This window comes from Citrobacter sp. C13, assembly GCF_014596815.2.
In the GTDB taxonomy this organism is placed as follows: Bacteria; Pseudomonadota; Gammaproteobacteria; order Enterobacterales; family Enterobacteriaceae; genus Citrobacter; species Citrobacter portucalensis.
This window is the reverse complement of the sequence record NZ_CP115024.1, coordinates 1,278,999-1,300,559: the sequence shown is the minus strand read 5'-3', so window position 1 is coordinate 1,300,559 and position 21,561 is coordinate 1,278,999. Positions and strand designations below refer to the sequence as shown.

Sequence of the window (21,561 nt, the reverse complement as noted above, 5' to 3'; positions counted from 1 at the left end):
TAGGTTTATTTTAGTGATTTTTCGCAGCAGCTAGCGGCAGTTCTATGCGAAAACAAACGTTTTGCGCATGGTCATCAACCAGATACAGCTTGCCCCGCATACGGCGGATGCAATCTCTGGCAATGCTTAGCCCCAACCCGCTTCCTTTTACCGCCCCTTTTCGCTGATGACTCCCCTGGAAAAAAGGCTCGAAGATCATGGTCTGTTCTGCTTCTGGAATCGGTGTGCCGGTATTCATTACATCGATGTATACCGTTGAGCCATGCAAACTGCTGCGGATCCAAATGTTACCGGATTCAGCACCATAGTGCACCGCATTGGAATAAAGATTGTCCAGCACGCTCATCAACAGCATCGGTTCTGCCAGGCAGGTGTTCACCGCAAGCGCAACATCAGTATGTATCATTTTGGCGCGAGCGGGCAGGCTATGCGCAGAAACAACGCTTTCCACCAGCGGCGTGATTTCCACACTTTCAAGTTCCACCTCGTCATCAGCCAGCTTGCGGTTGTAATCAAGGAGTTGTTCAATCAGCTTTTGCAGGTTGCGGCTGCTGTCATCCAGAATACCGACCACCTCTTTTTGCTCCGCTGTTAACGGGCCAACCACCTGATCGGCCAACAATTCGGTACCTTCGCGCATGCTCGCCAGCGGTGTTTTCAGCTCATGGGAAAGATGGCGTAAAAACTGATGCCGTTGCGACTCAAGCCAGGAGAGGCGTTCGCTTAACCAGATGATACGCTGCCCCACGGATCTCAATTCCCGTGGCCCGGTAAATAATACGCTATCCCCCAGCGAGCGCCCTTCTCCCAGACAGTTGATCATCCGTTCAATGCCCTTCACCGGACCGATAATCATGCGGGTAAACAGCAAGACCATCGCCAGGCTGACGAGAAACAGCACCAGTGCCTGCCAGCCAAAAAACTGCCCACGTTCGGCTATTTCCTGCTGTAACTGCTGCCCACGAGAAAAGATCACGGTACGCGTCGCTTGCACCATCTCGGTATTGGCATTGGCGAATGCTTCCAGTCGTGCAGCCGACACACTGTCAGGACCACTGTTTTTACACTGCAACTGCGCGAGATCGTTAAGATCCTGACGCAACGCCTGGTAGAGCTTGGTATCCGGCAACACCCCCGCATGCGCATCCAGCATGTCGCTGTAGCGTTTACGCTGGCTTTGGTAGACCCTGGCCAATGTTGGGTCATCAAGCACGCAGTATTGCCGATAGCTGCGCTCCATCTCCAGCGCGACGTTGGTCATCGCCTCGCTGCGTCTGGCATCAATCAGCGTGGTGCGGTTGGTCAGCGCAGCCTGCGCGCTCAGGGCATTCAGACTTTGCCATGCCTGCCAGGCCAGAACTAACAACGGCAGCAGGATAAGCAAGAAGGCCAACGTCACCAATTGACGTAAAGATCGGGGAAAAACTGACCAGCGCTTCAAGGCGTTACTCTCAATGGACAGGAATAGATTGATGCTAACTGAGGGGAACGCCAGATACAACAAAGCCGGGATTAACCCGGCTTTGTTATGGAATAAGGCGGTGCCTAACTCGACGTTTCGCCCGGAGGTTGATATGAGCAATGCTAATATCAGATGTTGGACGGCAGGCACCTTGTTGTGCGTCATTCGAAGTTTATGTAGCACGTCCCGAAGGGGCTGACATAAGAAGGTGAATGAGCCACTGGTTAATATTATGCAGCATCTGTGCCAATATTCAAAACACTTTATTAACACAATGATAAGTATGAAAAATATTATTATTTTTACAAATAACAATTCTGGCTGTTTTTTGATCTCTCTGTCGCCAATAAGCAACACTTGCAGCACTTAAAAGCAAATCCCTATTAAATCAAATAATTAAACGTCTCTTTTTGACGACACCACAACCCTGTCCATGTCGGCATTTCCCGACACTTTACTTTTAGGTGCAAGCGCTGAGTTTATTGCCGGATGGCGGCGTGAACGCCTTATCCGGCCTACAACCGCATTTTCCCTGTAGGCCTGATAAGCGTAGCGTCATCAGGCGGGTTCCATCCGGCAGACAAAAAAAGCCCCTCGCGAAGAGGGGCTTGATGACTATTGCGCGAATTAACCGAGCTGTTTACGCGCGTTGCGGAAAATACGCATCCACGGGCTATCCTCGCCCCAGTTTTCCGGGTGCCAGGAGTTGCTCACGGTACGGAACACACGTTCCGGGTGCGGCATCATAATGGTGACGCGACCATTTTCAGTGGTCACTGCAGTAATACCGTTCGGCGAACCGTTCGGGTTAGCCGGATAAGTCTCGGTCACCTTACCGAAGTTATCAACATAGCGCAGCGCCACCAGACCTTTGCTCTCAAGCTGAGCCAGATGCGCACCGTCACGCACTTCCACACGACCTTCACCGTGAGAAACGGCAATCGGCATCATCGACCCCACCATATCGGCAAGCAGCAAAGACGGGCTTTGCGTCACTTCGACCAAGCTGAAGCGGGCTTCAAAGCGGTCAGAGTGGTTACGCACAAAGCGCGGCCACAGGTCACTTCCCGGGATCAGCTCACGCAGGTTAGACATCATCTGACAACCGTTACACACGCCGAGAGCCAGCGTTTGCGGGCGATGGAAGAAGGTTTCGAACTCATCACGGACGCGGTTGTTGAACAGAATCGACTTCGCCCAACCTTCCCCAGCGCCAAGCACATCGCCGTAAGAGAAACCGCCGCAGGCCACCAGCGCCTGGAAATTACCCAGGCCGATACGTCCGCCCAGCAGGTCGCTCATGTGCACATCGATGGCGTCGAAACCCGCACGGTGGAAGGCGGCTGCCATCTCAACGTGGGAGTTCACACCCTGCTCACGCAGTACGGCCACTTTGGGACGCGCACCGGTGGCGATGTACGGAGCGGCAACATCTTCGTTGATATCAAACGACAGTTTAACGTTGAGACCAGGGTCCGCATCGTTAGTTTTAGCGTCGTGTTCCTGATCGGCACATTCCGGGTTGTCACGCAGACGCTGCATCTGCCAGGTGGTTTCCGCCCACCACATACGCAGGGTAGTACGGCTTTCGCTAAACACCGGCTGGTCGTTAGCGGTCAGGTTGAAGCGGTCGCCTTCAACGGCTTTACCGAGGAAGTGTACGCAGTCTGCCAGGCCGTGGGCAGCCAGAATCGCTTCCACCGCCTCACATTCAGCAGCACGAACCTGAATCACCGCGCCCAGTTCTTCGTTAAACAGCGCCGCCAGACGATCTTCACCCAGAGAGTGGATATCAGCGTCAATACCGCAGTGACCGGCGAAGGCCATTTCCGCCAGCGTAACCAGCAGACCGCCGTCAGAACGGTCATGATAGGCCAGCAGCTTACGCGCAGCGACCAGCGCCTGAATCGCATCGTAGAAGCCTTTCAGTTGCTCAACGTTACGCACGTCGGCAGGCTTATCACCCAGTTGACGGTAAACCTGCGCCAGCGACGTAGCGCCCAGCGCATTGTGACCAAGACCGAGGTCAATCAGCAGCAGGGCGTTGTCTTCAGTAGAGAGCTGCGGGGTAATGGTGTGGCGCACATCTTCCACGCGGGCAAAGGCGGTGATCACCAGCGACAGTGGCGAGGTCATTTCACGCTGCTCGTTACCTTCCTGCCAGCGGGTTTTCATCGACATAGAGTCTTTGCCCACTGGAATGGTCAGGCCGAGCGCCGGGCATAGCTCTTCCCCGACGGCTTTTACTGCTTCGTACAGGCCAGCATCTTCACCAGGGTGACCCGCAGCCGCCATCCAGTTTGCCGACAGCTTAATACGTTTGATGTCGCCAATCTGCGTTGCCGCAATGTTGGTCAGCGCTTCACCGACAGCCAAACGCGCAGAGGCAGAGAAGTCCAGTAGCGCAACCGGCGCGCGCTCGCCGATAGACATCGCTTCGCCGTAGTAGCTATCGAGGCTTGCGGTAGTGACCGCGCAGTTGGCGACCGGGATCTGCCATGGACCAACCATCTGGTCACGCGCAACCATGCCGGTAACGGTACGGTCACCGATGGTCACGAGGAACGTTTTCTCCGCGACAGTCGGCAGATGCAGCACGCGGTTAACCGCATCTGCAATCGAGATTTCGTCACGATTCAGGGCATCGCCTTTGGCTTTCAGCGTCTGCACATCGCGGGTCATTTTCGGTGTTTTACCCAGCAGCACATCGAGCGGCATGTCGATCGGCTGGTTGTCGAAGTGGCTGTCGCTCAAGGTCAGATGCTGTTCTTCGGTAGCTTCACCAATCACCGCATACGGCGCGCGCTCGCGCTTACACAGTTCGTCAAACAGCGGCAATTGATCGGCAGCAACCGCCAGCACGTAGCGTTCCTGGGATTCGTTACACCAGATTTCCAGCGGACTCATACCCGGCTCGTCGCTGAGGATATCGCGCAGCTGGAACTTACCGCCGCGACCGCCATCGCTTACCAGCTCCGGCATAGCGTTAGACAGTCCACCCGCGCCAACGTCATGGATAAACAGAATCGGGTTCGCATCACCCATCTGCCAGCAACGGTCGATAACTTCCTGGCAACGACGTTCCATTTCCGGGTTGTCACGCTGTACGGAAGCGAAATCAAGATCGGCATCAGACTGGCCGGAAGCCATAGAGGAGGCTGCCCCACCGCCAAGACCGATGTTCATCGCCGGGCCGCCGAGGACGATCAGCTTGGCGCCAACGACGATCTCGCCCTTCTGCACGTGATCGGCACGGATGTTACCGATCCCGCCTGCCAGCATGATCGGTTTATGGTAACCGCGCAGCTCTTCGCCGTTATGGCTGTTGACCTTTTCTTCATAGGTACGGAAGTAGCCGGTCAGCGCCGGACGACCAAATTCGTTGTTAAACGCTGCGCCGCCCAGCGGACCTTCGGTCATGATATCAAGCGCGGTAACAATACGGTCCGGCTTACCGAAGTCTTCTTCCCACGGCTGTTCAAAGCCAGGAATACGCAGGTTGGAAACGGAGAAACCCACCAGCCCGGCTTTCGGTTTTGCACCGCGACCGGTTGCGCCTTCATCGCGGATTTCGCCGCCGGAGCCGGTTGCCGCACCTGGCCACGGAGAGATAGCCGTCGGGTGGTTGTGAGTTTCAACCTTCATCAGGATGTGGGCTGGTTCCTGATGGAAATCGTAGCGGCCGGTTTTGTGGTCGGCAAAATAGCGGCCCACTTCAGAGCCTTCCATTACCGCAGCGTTGTCTTTATAGGCAGACAGCACGTGGTCCGGCGTGGTTTCGAAGGTATTCTTGATCATCTTGAACAGCGACTTCGGCTGCTGTTTACCATCGATAACCCAGTCGGCGTTAAAAATCTTGTGGCGGCAGTGCTCAGAGTTGGCCTGCGCAAACATGTATAGTTCAATATCGTTCGGGTTACGTCCCAGTTTGGTGAACGCATCCTGCAGATAGTCAATTTCGTCTTCCGCCAGCGCCAGACCCAGACGCAGGTTAGCGTCGATCAGCGCCTGACGCCCCTCACCCAGTAGATCAACGCTGGAGACCGGCGCCGGTTGGTGATGGGCAAACAGTTTTTCGGCATCGTTCAGCGCAGAGAAAACCGTTTCCATCATGCGGTCGTGCAGTTCGTCGGCCACCATCTGCCATTGCTCAGCGGTCAGCGTAGAGGCCTCTACATACCAGGCAATGCCACGTTCCAGGCGGCTAATCTGGTGCAGACCGCAGTTGTGGGCAATATCAGTCGCTTTAGAAGACCACGGGGAGATGGTGCCAGGGCGAGGCGTAACCAGCAGCAGTTTGCCTTCCGGGGCGTGGCTTTGCAGAGCAGGACCATATTTCAGCAGTCGTACAAGCTGCACGTGCTCATCTTCATTTAACGGTGCATTCAGATCGGCAAAATGGACGTACTCGGCGTAAATGTTGTGGACCTGGAGGTTGGCAGCCTGAAAACGTGCCAGCAGTTTGTTAATACGGAATGCAGACAGTGCAGGTGAACCACGCAGAATTTCCATCATAAGTCTCTCGTCTTCTAAGCTTTCGGTGTGCCCAAGTGGGGGAAACGGGCGTCATTATAAAGAATCTACCGCGCCGACGAAACCGTTTGCGTCGAAATAAAATCACGACCGTCACTTATCATCAAATGCGGTCAGATTTCTGAATAAGTTGCCAACTGACGCAAGTTTAAGCAAAATGCCGTTCATTAATGACGACTTCACTTCTTAATCAACACCACAGCAGACAGAGACAACGTACGGTTCAGAGAATTAACTAATTGAAAAAATTAAAGATTAATTATCTGTTCATCGGCATATTGACGCTGTTGTTGGCAGCGGCCCTTTGGCCATCTATCCCCTGGTTCGGTAAAGCCGAAAATCGTATCGCCGCCATTCAGTCGCGGGGAGAGCTGCGCGTCAGTACCATTGATTCGCCATTAACTTACGCGACCCTCAACGGCAAAAAATTCGGTCTGGATTATGAACTGGCCCAGGAATTTGCCAACTACTTAGGCGTGAAGTTAAAAGTTACCGTACGCCAGAACATCAGCCAGCTTTTTGACGACCTGGATAACGGCAATGCCGACCTGTTAGCCGCAGGCCTGGTCTATAACAGCGAGCGGGTTAAAAATTACCAGCCCGGCCCGACCTATTATTCGGTTTCACAACAGCTGGTGTACCGGGTTGGGCAATACCGTCCGCGCACGCTTGCCACGGTGAACGAAAACCAGCTGACTATCGCCCCGGGGCACGTGGTAGTTAACGACCTCCAGCAGCTAAAAGAGAAAAAATTTCCCGATCTGAGCTGGAAAGTCGATGACAAAAAGGGCACCACCGAACTGCTTGATGATGTAATCGCCGGAAAGCTGGATTACACCATAGCCGATTCTGTCGCCATCAGCTTATATCAACGCGTTCATCCTGAGCTGGCCGTAGCGCTCGACGTCTCTGACGAACAACCGGTGACCTGGTTTAGTCGGCTGGACGATGACAACACGCTGTCTGCCGCCCTACTGGATTTCTTCAACACCATGAATGAAGACGGTTCTCTGGCACGGCTGGAAGAGAAATATCTCGGGCATGGCGATGATTTTGACTATGTCGATACCCGCTCCTTTTTGCGCGCCGTAGACAGCGTGTTGCCGGACCTCAAGCCGCTGTTTGAGAAATATGCGCAAGAGATAGACTGGCGACTGCTGGCCGCTATCTCATATCAGGAGTCACACTGGGATGCGCAGGCCACCTCTCCAACCGGCGTACGCGGGCTGATGATGCTGACCAAAAATACCGCTCAGAGTCTTGGGCTGACCGACCGTACCGATGCCGAACAAAGCATCAGCGGCGGCGCGCGATATTTGCAGGACATGATGAGCAAAGTACCGGATACCGTCCCCGAAGGAGAACGCATCTGGTTTGCGCTTGCAGCCTACAATATGGGTTATGCGCACATGCTGGATGCACGGGCGCTGACGGTGAAAACCAAAGGCAATCCGAACAGTTGGTCCGACGTAAAACAGCGACTACCACTGCTTAGCCAAAAGCCGTATTACAATAAGTTGACCTATGGTTATGCGCGTGGCCACGAAGCCTACGCCTATGTGGAAAACATCCGTAAATACCAGATTAGCCTGGTGGGATATCTGCAAGAGAAAGAAAAACAGGCGCTAGAAACGCAGCAACTGGCGCAGGATTACCCGGCGGTGACGCCCGCAGAGCTAATAGGTAAAGATGAATTCCCGCTTTCGGCGTTTCTGTCTCAGACGTCGTCAAACTACCTGTCGCACTCGCCTTCCCTGCTGTTTTCACCGCAGAAAAAAGAGGGAAAGTAGTCCTGGTAGCCTGATAAGCGCAGCACCATCAGGCTGAGAGTTACTGATTAGCGGATTTTTTCAGGGCCTTAATTTCCTGCCGGCGCATGCGGAAGAAATCACTGAGCAGCGTGGCGCATTCATCCCGCAGTACCCCTTCGGTCACTTCAACCCGATGATTCATTCCAGGGTGATGCAGCACATCCATTAATGACCCGGCAGCCCCGGTTTTCGCATCGCGCGCGCCAAAAACGACCCGACCGATACGGCTGTGCACCATCGCGCCAGCGCACATCACGCACGGTTCCAGAGTGACGTACAGCGTGGCATCTAACAGGCGGTAGTTTTGCAGCACCAGGCCGCCCTGACGCAGCGCCATAATCTCAGCATGAGCAGTCGGATCATGATGACCTATCGGGCGGTTCCAGCCTTCGCCAATCACTCGGTTGTTATGTACCAATACCGCACCCACCGGGACTTCACGCTCATCCCAGGCGCGCTTAGCCAGCGTTAAAGCATGACGCATCCAGTATTCGTGGCTAAATTCAACATCTGACAAAGGGGTAACTCCAGTAATCAAAGCGGGCGCATTATACACGTCATACTTCAAATTGCATGTGCGTTGGCTATTCGAGTTGCTGAAGCTCTCCGCGCGGCGTGACGCGCCAGCGATGCTGGCAAAAAGAGAGCAGCGGATTGTCCTGATTACTGTCACTATAGCCACTGTAAAGCTGTAGCGGCGCGCCAATGTGGCGTTCCAGTTGTGTCACTTTCTCATGGCCCAGACAGCGCAGAGTCAGTACCCAGCCGCCGTATCCCCGCGCCATTTTGCTGGCAATCAGATTGACTCGCGGTAGCCATGGAGTATCAAAGTAAACCTGCTCGACCAGTGACTGTGGAGAGCCGGTAATAAGCCAGATATCAGCGTCAGAGCTTAACAGGTAGGTTGTCAGCCGCTGCTGCACGAGCGGAAACGCCGTCACGTTACTGCGAAACCAGCGCACAAAGTCGGCCTGATGCGCTTTCAGACGCGCCTCGCTGCGGCCAAAAGTGCATCCCCATAACAGCAGGCTCATTGGCCAGCGGGCGGCACGTCCTTTTATCAGCAACGCCAGCGCAATCACCGGTAACAGAGGCAGCACAAGCAACGCGTTCAGCGGCTGGCGACGCAGCAGATAACGAATAAAACTACCGAACATATCCTGCTGGTGTAACGTGCCATCCAAATCAAAAAAGACAACGCGGCGCTGGTGATTGGTCAAACCTTATTCCTCTGGATCAGTGAATCCCAATAGCCAGGTAAACAAGAACCCGGCGATAACTGCTACCAGATAGCCTAACAGATAGAACATCACTTTTCCGGCAACAATCGTCAGTGCCAGCGGTAATCCGGAGATGCCAAAGGTGATGACCGTCGCCACCTTCCAGTAGCTAATCAGCGCCCCACCTACCGCGCCGCCAAGACAGGCACCGATAAACGGCTTACCCAACGGCAGCGTTACGCCAAAAATCAGCGGCTCGCCAATCCCCAGCAGTCCGACCGGTAGCGCCCCTTTGATCACTTTCTTTAGCCGCGCATTGCGAGTTTTCATCAAAACCGCAATCGCAGCACCTATTTGCCCAACGCCCGCCATCGCCAGGATCGGAAAGAGCGCGTTATAACCGTGCGCCTGAACCAGTTCAACATGGATGGGCACCAATCCCTGATGAAGCCCGGTGAGTACCAACGGCAGGAAGGTTCCCGCCAGCACGGCACCGACCAGAAAACCGCCGCGATCGATAGCCCAGGATGCGCCGTGAGCGATAGATTCAGAAATCCATCCGCCAAGCGGTTGCAGCGCCACAATCGCGATTACGCCGGTAATAATGGTGGTCAGCAGCGGGTTAAGGATAAGCTCCAGTGATTCTGGCAACAGCGCGCGGAATTTACGTTCGATCCAGCACATCAGCGCAACCACCAGCAATACCGCGATCACCCCACCGCGCCCCGGCTGCAACGCTTCGCCAAACAGGGTAATTTGCGCCAGCTGAGGGCTGGAGAGGATCCCCGCCATCACCCCGCCCATTGCCAGGGAGCCACCGAAAACTTTGGCGGTATTCACCCCGACCAGAATATTCATAATGGCAAATACAGCGCTGCCAAATATGCCCATCAACCCCAGCATATTTGGATAGTGGGTCGCAAAATCCCCCACGATATCCGGGCGCTTAAGGATGTTAATAATGCCGGTAATCAAACCGGAGGCGATAAACGCCGGAATAAGAGGGATAAAGACGTTCGCCAGCTTACGCAGCGCATCGCTCATCGGCGCTTTGTACTTCGCTTTGGCCTCTGACTTGGTGCGCTCAATATCATTGGCACCTGCTCGCTCGCCGCCATCGGCAATCAGGGAACGCATGGCATCCACCACTTTGGCTGCTTTACCGGGACCGACAATAATCTGGTGCTGTGCGCCCTGCTTCACGTAGCCGCTAACGCCGGGCAGTTGCCTGAGGCGGGGAATATCGATCTGCCCGTCATCCTGAACTTCCACCCTGACACGGGTCATACAGTTTTCCAGACGCAGAATATTGTTCTCTCCGCCAACGCCCAGCAGGATGTCGCTGGCCAGCAACGCCGTCTTATCCATATACACCTCTTAGTGTTCTAACGCCGCGCGTAAAAAACCCTGGTGAGCGGCAAGTTTTTCGCGGGCGGCAGCAGCATCCAGGCCGGTGAGCGCCATTAAAATAGCCGGCTTAACATCATAATCCGTCTGCTTCAGCAGCGTTTCAGCTTGAGCACGCGCAATGCCGGTGGCTTCAACCACCATACGGCACGCCCGATCGACCAGTTTGACGTTGGTTGCCTGCATATCCACCATCAGGTTCTGGTACACCTTGCCAAATTTCACCATCGCGCCGGTGGAGATCATATTGAGCACCAGCTTTTGCGCGGTGCCGGATTTCAGTCGTGTTGACCCGGTCAGCGCCTCTGGCCCCACCACCGGAGAAATGGCAATGTCCGCTTCATGCGCGATAGGGGAATCCGGATTGCATGAAATAGCCGCCGTCGTACAGCCCACCGAACGCGCATATTTCAACCCACCAATGACATACGGCGTACGACCAGAAGCAGCCAGCCCCACCACCAGATCCTGTGCGGTAAGATTGAGCGTACGCAGATCGTCTTCACCTAGCTGCGGGTTATCTTCTGCGCCTTCTACGGCCTTAAGCAACGCGCCCGGTCCCCCGGCAATCAGCCCAACCACCAGACCGTGCGGAACGCCGAAGGTTGGCGGGCATTCAGACGCGTCCAGCACCCCAAGACGCCCACTGGTACCTGCTCCCATGTAAATAATGCGTCCACCGGCTTTTAGCGCGTCAGCTGCCGCATCAACCGCGCGCGCAACTTCAGGAAGAGTTGCTTTTACTGCTTCAGCTACCAGCGTATCCTGTTGATTAAAACGATGAACCAACTCCAGAGTGGAGAGCGCATCCAGATCCATGGTCTGAGGATTGCGGGTTTCTGAAACTAACGCACCGAGATTCATTTTTTGTTCCTTAGGAATTTTTAATTCATAATAATCTGTCATAATGGAATATTATATTCACTAAGGCGAGTGATATTTTGTTTTGTAATCGCCATCACATTTTCGCCAGGAGAAAGCATGAACTGTTTAATTCGCATTCGTCAGCGTTATCCGGATCTCGCGCAAAGCGATAAAAAGCTTGCGGATTATCTTCTTGCTCAACCGGATGCTGCGCGTCATCTCAGTTCACAACAGCTGGCCTTTGAAGCGGGCGTCAGCCAGTCCAGCGTGGTGAAATTCGCGCAAAAGATGGGCTTTAAAGGATTCCCGGCACTCAAACTGGCGATTAGCGAAGCATTGGCCAGCAATCCCAATCCCCATTCCATTCCGGTACATAATCAGATTCGCGGTGACGACCCGATGCGAATGGTAGGCGAGAAACTGATTAAAGAGAACGTGGCGGCGATGCATGCGACGCTGGACGTCAACAGCGAAGAGAAACTGATGGAGAGCGTCACGATGCTGCGTTCAGCCCGCCGCATTATCGTGACCGGGATTGGCGCATCGGGTCTGGTGGCACAGAATTTTGCCTGGAAGCTGCTGAAGATTGGTTTTAACGCGGTGGTGGAACGCGATATGCACGCCCTACTGGCGACGGTGCAGGCGCTTTCGCCTAACGATCTACTGCTGGCCATTTCGTATACCGGAGAGCGTCGAGAGCTCAACCTGGCTGCGGATGAAACGTTGCGCACCGGCGCGAAAATCCTCGCCATCACCGGATTCACACCGAACGCCCTGCAGCAACGGGCAAGTCATTGTCTGTACACCATTGCCGAGGAGCAGGCCACGCGCAGCGCAGCGATTTCCTCCACCCATGCGCAAATGATGCTCACTGATTTACTGTTTATGGCGCTGGTGCAGCAGGATCTGGAGCATGCCCCGGAACGTATTCGCCACAGTGAGGCCCTGGTAAAAAAACTGGTCTGAGCAAAGAATGCGCGTATAATGCCCGCCCGATTTGTGATGTTTTGAGAGTTTCCTGATGGCCCTGTTAATCACTAAAAAGTGTATCAATTGCGATATGTGCGAGCCCGAATGCCCGAATGAGGCGATTTCGATGGGTGATAGCATTTACGAGATTAACAGCGACAAGTGTACGGAATGCGTAGGCCATTACGACACGCCAACCTGCCAGAAGGTGTGCCCGATCCCCAATACTATTTTGAAAGATCCGGCGCATGTCGAAACAGAAGAGCAGCTGTGGGATAAGTTTGTGCTGATGCACCACGCCGATAAACTTTAGCCGCGTCGCCATCTGGCGATGAAGCTCCTACCCTGCCCCTGCAACAAACGCATAACCCGTAGGCCGGATAAGACGCTACGCGTCGCCATCCGGCAACGTCCTGAATCTAACTTTCGATAATCACCGTGGCGCAGGCGTAGTGACGCTCATCGGCCAGCGTCACATGCATGTGCGCAACGCCGAGTTTTTCCGCCAGTTTTAACGCCTCTCCCCATAATCGCAGACGCGGCTTACCGAGTTCGTCGTTAAAGACTTCAAACTGATTAAACGCCAGCCCATTGCGAATACCCGTGCCAAAGGCTTTTGCTGCCGCCTCTTTGACTGCAAAACGCTTCGCCAGAAAACGCACCGGCTGCTGATGCGTTTCCCAGATTGCCCATTCGTTGTCGCTGAGCACACGTCTTGCCAGGCGGTCGCCGGAACGGGAGATCACCGCTTCGATGCGGGCAATCTCCACGATATCCGTACCTAATCCCAGAATCGCCATTAGCCACGCGCTTCCAGCATCAGGCGCTTCATTTCGACTACGGCCTCTTTCAGGCCGCTCATCACCGCACGTCCGATAATGGCATGGCCAATATTCAGCTCGTGCATTTCCGGGATCCGCGCGATAGCTTTAACGTTGTGATACGTCAGACCGTGACCCGCATTCACCTTCAGGCCAAGGCTTGCAGCAAAAGTCGCCGCTTTGGCGATACGCGCCAGTTCGCTGGCCTGTTCTGCGTCGGTTTTCGCATCGGCGTAACAGCCGGTGTGAATTTCAATAAACGGTGCGCCAACTTCCGCAGCGGCCTTAATCTGCTCTTCATCGGCATCGATAAACAGCGAAACCAGAATGCCTGCGTCCGCCAGACGTTTGCAGGCATCGCGCATCTTGTCACGCTGTCCGGCGACGTCCAGCCCACCTTCAGTGGTAACTTCCTGACGTTTTTCCGGCACCAGGCAGCAAAAATGCGGCTTAGTCTCAACGGCAATCGACAGCATCTCTTCGGTGACGGCCATTTCCAGATTCATGCGCGTATCCAGCGTCTGGCGCAGAATACGTACGTCACGGTCGGTGATATGGCGACGGTCTTCACGCAGGTGTACGGTAATACCGTCTGCGCCCGCCTGTTCAACGATAAACGCTGCCTGAACCGGGTCCGGATATGCGGTACCGCGTGCATTACGTAAAGTGGCAATGTGGTCAATGTTGACGCCTAACAGTAATTCGGCCATGACAATCCTCGTTTTTTATTTTCGCTTCGGCATAAACTGCCGGAATAATTCGCGGCTCTTTAAGGGCTTACCACCAAGATACGGCTTTAACGCCATGCGGGTAAAGCGTTTCGCGGCGCGAAGCGTATCAGCATCCGGAAATTCCCGCGATTCGAGTGCTTTTAGATGGCGTCCGGTAAAGGTGGCGTTATCAATCACTACGCTGGCGATAAACCCTTTTTCTTCCCGGTAGCGATAGGTCATGGTGTCGTCTACCGGCTCGCCGCTGCCTGCACAGTGGGTAAAATCGACGCCATACCCCAGATGACCAAGTAAGGCCAGCTCAAAGCGACGCAACGCAGGTTCTGGCGAACCCGTGGCGCCAGCCAGCGCCTGAATACAGTTCAGGTAATCGAAAAAGAGTGCAGAAAAGCGGGTTTCGTATTCGAGTACGCGCGAGATAAGCTCGTTAATATACAAGCCGCTGTACAGCGTGATTCCGCTAAGGGGGAGTGCCAGAGAAACGGCTTCGGCGCTGCGCAAGGTTTTGACCTCGCCACGTCCACCAAAGCGAAGCAACAACGGGGTAAAAGGCTGGAGTGCGCCTTTAAGATTGGAGCGTTTGGAACGTGCGCCTTTAGCCACCAGGCGCACGCGGCCCGACTCTTCCGTGAAGACATCCAGCACGAGACTGGTTTCGCTCCAGGGGCGACTATGCAGGACAAAAGCGCGTTGCCATCCTTCCATATACTCGCCGTGTTTCAGAAGATGTGTTTAGACGTCGTCGCCGTAACCGAGGCTACGCAGCGCGCGTTCGTCATCGGCCCAGCCGGATTTCACTTTCACCCACAGTTCGAGGTGAACGGGCGCTTCGAACATCTCCTGCATGTCTTTACGCGCTTCGATGCCGATGGTTTTAATCTTGGCCCCTTTGTTGCCAATAACCATCTTCTTCTGCCCTTCACGTTCGACGAGGATCAGGCCGTTAATGTCGTAGCCGCCGCGTTCGTTAGAGATAAAACGCTCAATCTCCACGGTAACGGAGTACGGCAGTTCAGCCCCCAGAAAACGCATCAGCTTTTCACGTATGATTTCAGAGGCCATAAAGCGCTGAGAACGGTCGGTGATGTAATCTTCCGGGAAGTGATGAATAGCTTCCGGCAAATGCTTACGCACGATGCCCGCAACGGTATCGACATTCAAGCCGGTTTCGGCAGAAATCGGTACGATATCAAGGAAGTTCATCTGGCTTGCCAGGAACTGCAGGTGCGGCAGCAGATCGGCTTTTTCCTGAACGTTGTCGACTTTGTTGACGGCCAGAATAACCGGGGCTTTGCCATCACGCAGCTTGTTGAGCACCATTTCGTCGTCCGGCGTCCAGCGGGTGCCTTCGACAACGAAAATAACCAGTTCAACATCACCGATCGAGCTGCTCGCCGCTTTGTTCATCAGGCGGTTAATAGCCCGTTTTTCTTCCATATGCAGACCCGGGGTATCAACATAAATCGCCTGATACGCGCCTTCGGTATGGATGCCAACAATACGGTGACGTGTTGTCTGAGCCTTACGTGAGGTAATAGAAATCTTCTGCCCAAGCAGATTATTCAACAGGGTGGATTTGCCGACGTTCGGGCGACCGACGATAGCAATAAATCCGCAGTAGGTTTTCTCTTCGCTCATTCCAGCTCCAGTTTTTTCAACGCCTGTTCGGCGGCAGCCTGCTCAGCCTTACGACGGCTCGAACCTGTGCCAACCACCGGTTCACTCAGGCCGCTGACCTGGCAGTGGATAGTAAATTCTTGATCGTGCGCTTCACCACGGACCTGCACCACCAAATAAGACGGCAGAGGCAGGTGGCGACCCTGCAAATATTCCTGCAGGCGCGTTTTCGGATCTTTTTGTTTGTCGCCTGGGCTAATTTCATCCAGACGAGTTTGATACCAGTTCAGGATCAATTGCTCAACGGTTTGAATATCGCTGTCGAGGAAGACGCCGCCGATCAAAGCTTCAACGGTATCCGCCAGGATTGATTCACGACGGAAGCCGCCGCTTTTCAGCTCACCAGGCCCCAAACGTAAACATTCACCGAGGTCAAACTCACGGGCTAATTCTGCCAGCGTATTGCCGCGAACCAGCGTCGCGCGCATGCGGCTCATATCACCTTCATCCACACGCGGGAAACGGTGATACAGCGCATTAGCGATAACAAAGCTCAAAATAGAGTCGCCTAAAAATTCTAAACGCTCGTTATGTTTGCTGCTGGCGCTCCGGTGAGTTAATGCCTGCTGCAACAGCTCCTGATGATTAAAAGTGTAGCCCAGCTTCCGTTGAAGCCGATTAATTACGATGGGGTTCATGCGATACCAATAAATGAATGCGTCAACAATTCAGCACACGAAACAGACCTGATATACGCACTTCGCTGAGCCATCCGGCTTCGCCTGCATGCTTTTGTATACAAACCAACGCTGTTTCGTGTGCCGTGGCAACCTGTCGGTGCCAACCTAAAACTTCGGGGGAATATTCTATACACAACGACAAGGGATGTCGTTAGTCTGCGGGAATTTATCCGAGAAATAATTCACGCTGCCGCCGTAATGACGACAACGTGAACAATTATCGGTGATTAGTGAATGCCACCAATACGGCTTAAACGCACACCGGTCGGCCATTCACCTTCTTGCTTATCGAAACTCATCCAGATAGCGGTCGCTTTACCAACCAGATTCGCTTCCGGTACAAATCCCCAGTAACGGCTGTCCGCGCTGTTATCACGGTTATCACCCATCATGAAGTAGTGTCCCGGCGGAACGATCCAGGTTGCCAACGGCTGACCAGGTTGACGGTAATACATCCCCACCTGATCCTGCGCAATCGGCACGGTCAGAATGCGGTGCGTAACCTCACCCAGCGTTTCTTTACGCTCAGAAAGGCGAATACCGTTCTCTTTCGTTTCGTTCAGCGGAACTTCAAAGAAGCCGCTGGTCGCTTCACCGCCGTTACGACGAGCAAAGGTCTGTACAAAATCACTTGGCTGAACATCAGAGTACGTTACCGGCAACGCGTTTTCACACGCCTGACCGGAACGGCATCCTGGCTGAATAGTCACCTCTTTCGCCACTGGATCGTACGTTACTTTGTCTCCCGGTAAACCGACAGCACGTTTAATGTAGTCCAGACGCGGGTCTTCCGGGTATTTAAACACCACAATATCACCGCGTTTCGGATGACCGGTTTCGATCAACGTTTTCTGGTAAATCGGATCTTTAATCCCGTAGGCGAATTTCTCCACCAGGATAAAGTCACCGATAAGCAGCGTCGGCATCATCGAACCTGACGGGATCTGGAATGGTTCATAGATAAATGAACGCACCACCAGCACAATCGCCAGTACCGGGAAAACGGACGCCCCGGTTTCCAGCCAGCCTGGCTTAGGTGCCACTTTTTTCAGCGTAGCTTTATCCAGTGAATCACCTGCAGCAGCTTGCGCTGCTGCCTGACGCTCCCGGCGCTTTGGCGCGAAGATGAATTTATCTACGCACCATAAAATGCCCGTCACCAGTGTGGCAATCACCAGAATCAGGGCAAACATGTTCGCCATGCCAACTCCTTAAGATTATTTGCTGTCTTTACCGACATGCAGAATGGCGAGGAACGCTTCCTGCGGCAGTTCGACGTTACCGATCTGCTTCATGCGCTTTTTACCCTCTTTCTGTTTTTGCAGCAGCTTTTTCTTACGGCTGATATCGCCACCGTAGCATTTCGCCAGAACGTTTTTACGCAGCTGCTTAACCGTTGAACGCGCGATGATGTGCGTACCAATGGCCGCCTGGATCGCGATATCAAACTGCTGGCGAGGGATCAGATCTTTCATCTTCTCAACCAGTTCACGGCCACGGCTCTGGGAGTTGTCGCGGTGGGTAATCAGCGCCAGCGCATCGACACGTTCGTTGTTGATAAGGACATCAACACGCACCATGTCAGACGCCTGGAAGCGTTTGAAGTTATAGTCCAGCGACGCGTAGCCGCGAGAGGTCGACTTCAGACGGTCAAAGAAATCGAGTACGACTTCCGCCATCGGAATCTCATACGTCAGCGCCACCTGATTACCGTGGTAAACCATATTGGTCTGGACGCCACGCTTCTCGATACACAGGGTGATGACATTGCCAAGGTAAGCCTGCGGCAGCAGCATGTGACACTCAGCGATCGGCTCACGCAGTTCGTAGATGTTGTTCAGCGGCGGCAGCTTGGACGGACTATCGACGTAGATAGTCTCTTTCGCCGTGGTTTCAACTTCGTAGACTACGGTCGGCGCGGTGGTGATCAGATCCAGATCGTATTCACGCTCCAGACGTTCCTGAATGATCTCCATGTGCAGCAGACCAAGGAAGCCACAACGGAAGCCGAAGCCTAGCGCGGTAGAGCTTTCCGGCTCGTAGAACAGGGAGGCGTCGTTCAGGCTCAGCTTGCCAAGCGCGTCACGGAAGTTTTCATAGTCGTCAGAGCTCACCGGGAACAGACCGGCGTAAACCTGCGGCTTCACTTTTTTAAAGCCTGGCAGCGGTTTGTCTGCCGGGTTACGCGCCTGCGTCAGGGTATCACCAACCGGTGCGCCGAGGATGTCTTTAATCGCACAAACCAACCAACCTACCTCGCCGCATTTCAGCTCGGTACGGTCAACTTGTTTTGGCGTGAAGATACCCAGACGGTCGGCGTTATAGACCTGACCGGTGCTCATCACTTTAATTTTATCGCCTTTACGCATGGTGCCGTTTTTAATACGCACCAGTGACACCACGCCAAGGTAGTTATCGAACCAGGAGTCGATAATCAGCGCCTGTAAGGGGCCTTCTGGATCGCCTTCCGGCGGCGGAATGTCGCGTACCAGACGTTCAAGAACGTCAGTGACGCCAACGCCGGTTTTCGCCGAGCAGCGAACGGCATCCGTCGCATCAATACCGACGATATCTTCGATCTCTTCCGCTACGCGTTCAGGATCGGCGGCTGGCAGGTCAATTTTGTTCAGTACCGGTACTACTTCCAGATCCATTTCCATGGCGGTATAGCAGTTAGCCAGGGTCTGCGCTTCAACGCCCTGTCCGGCATCAACCACCAGCAATGCGCCTTCACAGGCAGCAAGCGAGCGGGAAACTTCATACGAGAAGTCAACGTGGCCCGGGGTGTCGATAAAGTTAAGCTGATAGGTTTCACCATCAGATGCTTTGAAATCGAGCGTCACGCTCTGCGCTTTGATAGTAATACCGCGCTCACGCTCAAGATCCATCGAGTCGAGAACCTGCGCTTCCATTTCACGGTCAGACAGGCCACCGCAGATCTGGATAATACGGTCAGACAGCGTCGATTTACCGTGGTCGATGTGAGCTATGATTGAAAAGTTACGTATGTTCTTCATATAGTGTAATTATTGTGCCTTACGCCCGCCGGAGCAGGCTCTGAGAAGTCGCTGATCTGAGCTTAACGTCTGTTTAAGTGAAACGCCGCATTCTACACTACAACGCTGAGGCGAGGAAACGTTCATAGAGCAAGGATAGCGGGAACTGGAAACAACCTTGCAAAGTCGGTGAAACTTTTGCCGGATGGCGTCATAAACGCCTTATCCGGCCTACGCTTGCATCTGAGCACGCTGTAGACCTGATAAGCGCAACGCCATCAGGCAAAGATATCACTGCTGGGTTTCGACGCGAATAAGATCGGGTGGGAGAGCAACGTTCAGAATGACCGGCTGCCAGGCTTCGCGTTCAGCAAGCTTACGAGAGTATCCACGAGCAATCAGGAATCCGCCCACGCCCCCCAGCACTGCGCCGCTTAATGCGGCAAGATCGGAACCAAACAGCACCTGGAACAGCGCAGCGAAAAGAAACAGTCCTGCCAACGGAGACATGTAGACCAGCATCGCCGATCCCAGCAGGCTACCTTCGGCAATGCCCAGTTCAACTTTTTGACCAGGGGTCAAGGGTTCGTCGCAGGGCACCACGATGGTGTGTGTGGTCTGTGGCCCCAGTTTGTTCAGCACGCGGCTCCCGCATCCGGCCCGGGAAGCACAGCTGCTACATGATGCTTTAACATCGCAGCTGACCGTCGCCAGACCATTTTGCCAGGAGACGACCGTCGCCCACTCTTTAATCATTGTGCTGCCCTGAACTTGATATTGTCCGCGATACGCTTCGCCGTTTGCGGTGGAAGCTCGCCCACAATCGTAATCTCCGCGTTATCACGCACGCTGGTGCTGACCGTTCTGCGGCCAGTACGCAGCAGTTGATCGGCACTGTTCTGCGTCGCACGGTTTACGTTCACGGAGAAACTAAACAGGCCATCAGAATAAAGGCGTGATTCAATCGGCATGTTATCCATCGTCGGCAGCGGACGTCGACTGCTTGAGACCTCACTGAAACCTTGTGGCAACCACGACGGACTCCAGTTGAAGTTGGTTTTCTCGCCCGCAGGAACCGACAGCAACGGTGGTAAATTCGCTTTTGCTAGTGTCTGCATGCTGTCGCTAACACCGTTATTCACGGTAAAAGAGATCACACGGAACTGTTCCAGCGTTTCGCCATCACGATCGAGGAGATCGACACGCATTGGCAGTTTGGTCTCCGTGTCCATCCAAACGATATAGCTGTAACGGGTGCCGTCACGCGCCACAACGCGGATCACGTCACAGAGCCGATCGGCAATACGGGTGCGGCCTACTGAGATAAAATCATAGTAGGGAGCAAGGCGTTTGAAATCGGTGTAAATCAGGGATGGCAGAGAATCAACGATATAATCGCCGTTCAGCGTGAACGGTTCGAGACCAGGCTCAAAATAGCTAATTTCGTTGCCGCGTTGCACCACTTCCCGGCGCGGTCCATCCATTTGTAATAGTTGCGCGAGTGGACGGTTATCCTGGCGGGCATGACGATAACGTAGGGATTCAACACCCTGCTTATTGATGCTGACAAATGACAGCTCATAGGTTAGCGACTGGCTGGCCAGATTCATCTGCTGCAACAACGCCCCGGACGCAGGATTGGCCGAGGCGTTTACAGAGAAGAACAGGCTACCAGCCACAAGTGACATGGCAAACCAAAGTTGCTTCATTACTGCGATTGCGTTCCTAAAGTTTGAATTCCTGGCACCTGAACAGCGGCTTGCTGTGTTTGCGCCTGCTCAAACTGAAGCTGTTCAGAGTGCAGTCGACGTTGCAATTCGTAATCCTGCAACATGGCATTAATACGACGACGCTGCTCCTGTACCTGCTGTTGTTGACCGCCGCTGGCCGTCGCGTCAGAAGGTACACCCAAGCTAACCGGACTGGCTTTACCCATCATCGGTAATGTATTAAACACCGGCGTTTCGGGCTGCTGGGACGTTTCAGATTGCCCATTATAGTGCTGGACGCCAACGATAACTGCAAGTGATACGCACGCGGCCACACCCATTTGGGTAAGCTGCGCGGCCCACGGACGCATTTTCTTCCAGAATGGCATTTTCTGCCACTGGTGCGGTGCTGGCTGGGCCTCAGGAATCAATGGCGCCGTCTGACGTACTGGCTCATCCTGGATGGCGGCCATTACGCGGGCGGAAATATCGAAATGGAGAACGTCGGCGGTATCACCTCGCATGGAATCGCGAATCAGGTGATAACTCTCCCAGGTTTTTTGCATTTCCGGGTCGTGAGTTAGCTCTTTGAGTAACTCAGTATCCAGCGTTTCGCCATCCATTAAAGCGGAAAGTTTCTCTTTCTGCATGCCTAATACCTTTTCCAGTATCCCGCTATCG

General features: G+C 54.0%; 19 protein-coding genes. 3 read left to right on the top strand and 16 right to left on the bottom strand.

The window, feature by feature from the left end; all coding sequences use genetic code 11:
- Window positions 1–10: 10 nt before the first annotated feature.
- On the bottom strand, window positions 11–1,441 hold the full coding sequence (qseE, locus tag IB222_RS06115; protein WP_125112766.1) for a two component system sensor histidine kinase QseE/GlrK: 1,431 nt from the start codon (window positions 1,439–1,441) through the stop codon (window positions 11–13).
- Window positions 1,442–2,089: 648 nt separating this feature from the next.
- Complete coding sequence (purL, locus tag IB222_RS06110) at window positions 2,090–5,977, bottom strand: phosphoribosylformylglycinamidine synthase (RefSeq protein WP_149384801.1); 3,888 nt, start codon at window positions 5,975–5,977, stop codon at window positions 2,090–2,092.
- Between the two features lie 257 nt (window positions 5,978–6,234).
- On the opposite strand from purL, the gene mltF reads away from it, so the two are divergent.
- Entirely contained in the window at window positions 6,235–7,785 is a 1,551-nt protein-coding gene (gene mltF, locus IB222_RS06105) for a membrane-bound lytic murein transglycosylase MltF (protein ID WP_149384802.1), read from the top strand.
- A 40-nt stretch (window positions 7,786–7,825) separates the two neighbouring features.
- Here the strand turns inward: mltF and tadA are convergent, their stop codons facing one another.
- The 4 genes from tadA to murQ form a co-directional block, all read right to left on the bottom strand.
- On the bottom strand, window positions 7,826–8,290 hold the full coding sequence (gene tadA / locus IB222_RS06100) for a tRNA adenosine(34) deaminase TadA (RefSeq protein ID WP_229235875.1): 465 nt from the start codon (window positions 8,288–8,290) through the stop codon (window positions 7,826–7,828).
- 100 nt (window positions 8,291–8,390) lie between these two features.
- Complete coding sequence (yfhb, locus tag IB222_RS06095; RefSeq protein ID WP_048234700.1) at window positions 8,391–9,026, bottom strand: phosphatidylglycerophosphatase C; 636 nt, start codon at window positions 9,024–9,026, stop codon at window positions 8,391–8,393.
- Between the two features lie 3 nt (window positions 9,027–9,029).
- A complete protein-coding gene (locus IB222_RS06090; RefSeq protein WP_125112747.1) occupies window positions 9,030–10,394 on the bottom strand; it encodes a PTS transporter subunit EIIC in 1,365 nt (454 codons plus the stop codon).
- 9 nt (window positions 10,395–10,403) lie between these two features.
- Entirely contained in the window at window positions 10,404–11,297 is an 894-nt protein-coding gene (murQ, locus tag IB222_RS06085; RefSeq protein ID WP_003835317.1) for an N-acetylmuramic acid 6-phosphate etherase, read from the bottom strand.
- A gap of 117 nt (window positions 11,298–11,414) precedes the next feature.
- On the opposite strand from murQ, the gene IB222_RS06080 reads away from it, so the two are divergent.
- Both IB222_RS06080 and IB222_RS06075 read left to right on the top strand, forming a co-directional pair.
- Window positions 11,415–12,263 carry a MurR/RpiR family transcriptional regulator gene (locus tag IB222_RS06080; protein ID WP_003835318.1) on the top strand — a complete coding sequence of 283 codons (849 nt, stop codon included), beginning with the start codon at window positions 11,415–11,417 and terminating at the stop codon, window positions 12,261–12,263.
- A gap of 55 nt (window positions 12,264–12,318) precedes the next feature.
- Window positions 12,319–12,579 carry a YfhL family 4Fe-4S dicluster ferredoxin gene (locus tag IB222_RS06075; RefSeq protein WP_003037590.1) on the top strand — a complete coding sequence of 87 codons (261 nt, stop codon included), beginning with the start codon at window positions 12,319–12,321 and terminating at the stop codon, window positions 12,577–12,579.
- Between the two features lie 106 nt (window positions 12,580–12,685).
- Here the strand turns inward: IB222_RS06075 and acpS are convergent, their stop codons facing one another.
- The 10 genes from acpS to rseA form a co-directional block, all read right to left on the bottom strand.
- A complete protein-coding gene (acpS, locus tag IB222_RS06070; RefSeq protein ID WP_003037588.1) occupies window positions 12,686–13,066 on the bottom strand; it encodes a holo-ACP synthase in 381 nt (126 codons plus the stop codon).
- Window positions 13,066–13,797, bottom strand: coding sequence for a pyridoxine 5'-phosphate synthase (pdxJ, locus tag IB222_RS06065; protein WP_003835325.1), 732 nt, complete (start codon window positions 13,795–13,797; stop codon window positions 13,066–13,068). The genes acpS and pdxJ overlap by 1 nt, the downstream gene beginning before the upstream one ends.
- 15 nt (window positions 13,798–13,812) lie before the next feature.
- Window positions 13,813–14,523, bottom strand: coding sequence for a DNA repair protein RecO (gene recO / locus IB222_RS06060; protein WP_008785495.1), 711 nt, complete (start codon window positions 14,521–14,523; stop codon window positions 13,813–13,815).
- A 27-nt stretch (window positions 14,524–14,550) separates the two neighbouring features.
- Window positions 14,551–15,456, bottom strand: a complete 906-nt coding sequence (gene era / locus IB222_RS06055) for a GTPase Era (protein ID WP_003037581.1) — start codon at window positions 15,454–15,456, stop codon at window positions 14,551–14,553.
- Window positions 15,453–16,133: a ribonuclease III gene (gene rnc / locus IB222_RS06050; protein ID WP_003037579.1), complete on the bottom strand. Its 681-nt coding sequence runs from the start codon at window positions 16,131–16,133 to the stop codon at window positions 15,453–15,455. Before rnc ends, era begins: the two co-directional genes overlap by 4 nt.
- Before the next feature lie 269 nt (window positions 16,134–16,402).
- On the bottom strand, window positions 16,403–17,377 hold the full coding sequence (gene lepB / locus IB222_RS06045) for a signal peptidase I (RefSeq protein ID WP_003835329.1): 975 nt from the start codon (window positions 17,375–17,377) through the stop codon (window positions 16,403–16,405).
- Window positions 17,378–17,392: 15 nt separating this feature from the next.
- A complete protein-coding gene (gene lepA / locus IB222_RS06040) occupies window positions 17,393–19,192 on the bottom strand; it encodes a translation elongation factor 4 (RefSeq protein WP_003037577.1) in 1,800 nt (599 codons plus the stop codon).
- A 270-nt stretch (window positions 19,193–19,462) separates the two neighbouring features.
- The gene (gene rseC, locus IB222_RS06035) at window positions 19,463–19,927 is read right to left on the bottom strand and encodes a SoxR-reducing system protein RseC (protein ID WP_003037576.1); all 465 of its coding nucleotides are present in this window, start codon (window positions 19,925–19,927) and stop codon (window positions 19,463–19,465) included.
- Window positions 19,924–20,880 (bottom strand): sigma-E factor regulatory protein RseB, encoded by a 957-nt coding sequence (gene rseB, locus IB222_RS06030; protein ID WP_149384803.1) that lies wholly within the window; start codon window positions 20,878–20,880, stop codon window positions 19,924–19,926. The genes rseC and rseB overlap by 4 nt, the downstream gene beginning before the upstream one ends.
- Window positions 20,880–21,530, bottom strand: coding sequence for an anti-sigma-E factor RseA (gene rseA / locus IB222_RS06025; RefSeq protein ID WP_008785497.1), 651 nt, complete (start codon window positions 21,528–21,530; stop codon window positions 20,880–20,882). Before rseA ends, rseB begins: the two co-directional genes overlap by 1 nt.
- Window positions 21,531–21,561: the final 31 nt, after the last annotated feature.

Coding starts and splice junctions, on each gene's coding strand:
- rseC (WP_003037576.1), bottom strand. CDS start 19,927: ATGATTAAAGAGTGGGCGACGGTCGTCTCCTGGCAAAATGGTCTGGCG.
- rseB (WP_149384803.1), bottom strand. CDS start 20,880: ATGAAGCAACTTTGGTTTGCCATGTCACTTGTGGCTGGTAGCCTGTTC.
- rnc (WP_003037579.1), bottom strand. CDS start 16,133: ATGAACCCCATCGTAATTAATCGGCTTCAACGGAAGCTGGGCTACACT.
- IB222_RS06090 (WP_125112747.1), bottom strand. CDS start 10,394: ATGGATAAGACGGCGTTGCTGGCCAGCGACATCCTGCTGGGCGTTGGC.
- rseA (WP_008785497.1), bottom strand. CDS start 21,530: ATGCAGAAAGAGAAACTTTCCGCTTTAATGGATGGCGAAACGCTGGAT.
- purL (WP_149384801.1), bottom strand. CDS start 5,977: ATGATGGAAATTCTGCGTGGTTCACCTGCACTGTCTGCATTCCGTATT.
- murQ (WP_003835317.1), bottom strand. CDS start 11,297: ATGAATCTCGGTGCGTTAGTTTCAGAAACCCGCAATCCTCAGACCATG.
- IB222_RS06075 (WP_003037590.1), top strand. CDS start 12,319: ATGGCCCTGTTAATCACTAAAAAGTGTATCAATTGCGATATGTGCGAG.
- pdxJ (WP_003835325.1), bottom strand. CDS start 13,797: ATGGCCGAATTACTGTTAGGCGTCAACATTGACCACATTGCCACTTTA.
- IB222_RS06080 (WP_003835318.1), top strand. CDS start 11,415: ATGAACTGTTTAATTCGCATTCGTCAGCGTTATCCGGATCTCGCGCAA.
- lepA (WP_003037577.1), bottom strand. CDS start 19,192: ATGAAGAACATACGTAACTTTTCAATCATAGCTCACATCGACCACGGT.
- lepB (WP_003835329.1), bottom strand. CDS start 17,377: ATGGCGAACATGTTTGCCCTGATTCTGGTGATTGCCACACTGGTGACG.
- recO (WP_008785495.1), bottom strand. CDS start 14,523: ATGGAAGGATGGCAACGCGCTTTTGTCCTGCATAGTCGCCCCTGGAGC.
- era (WP_003037581.1), bottom strand. CDS start 15,456: ATGAGCGAAGAGAAAACCTACTGCGGATTTATTGCTATCGTCGGTCGC.
- tadA (WP_229235875.1), bottom strand. CDS start 8,290: ATGCGTCATGCTTTAACGCTGGCTAAGCGCGCCTGGGATGAGCGTGAA.
- acpS (WP_003037588.1), bottom strand. CDS start 13,066: ATGGCGATTCTGGGATTAGGTACGGATATCGTGGAGATTGCCCGCATC.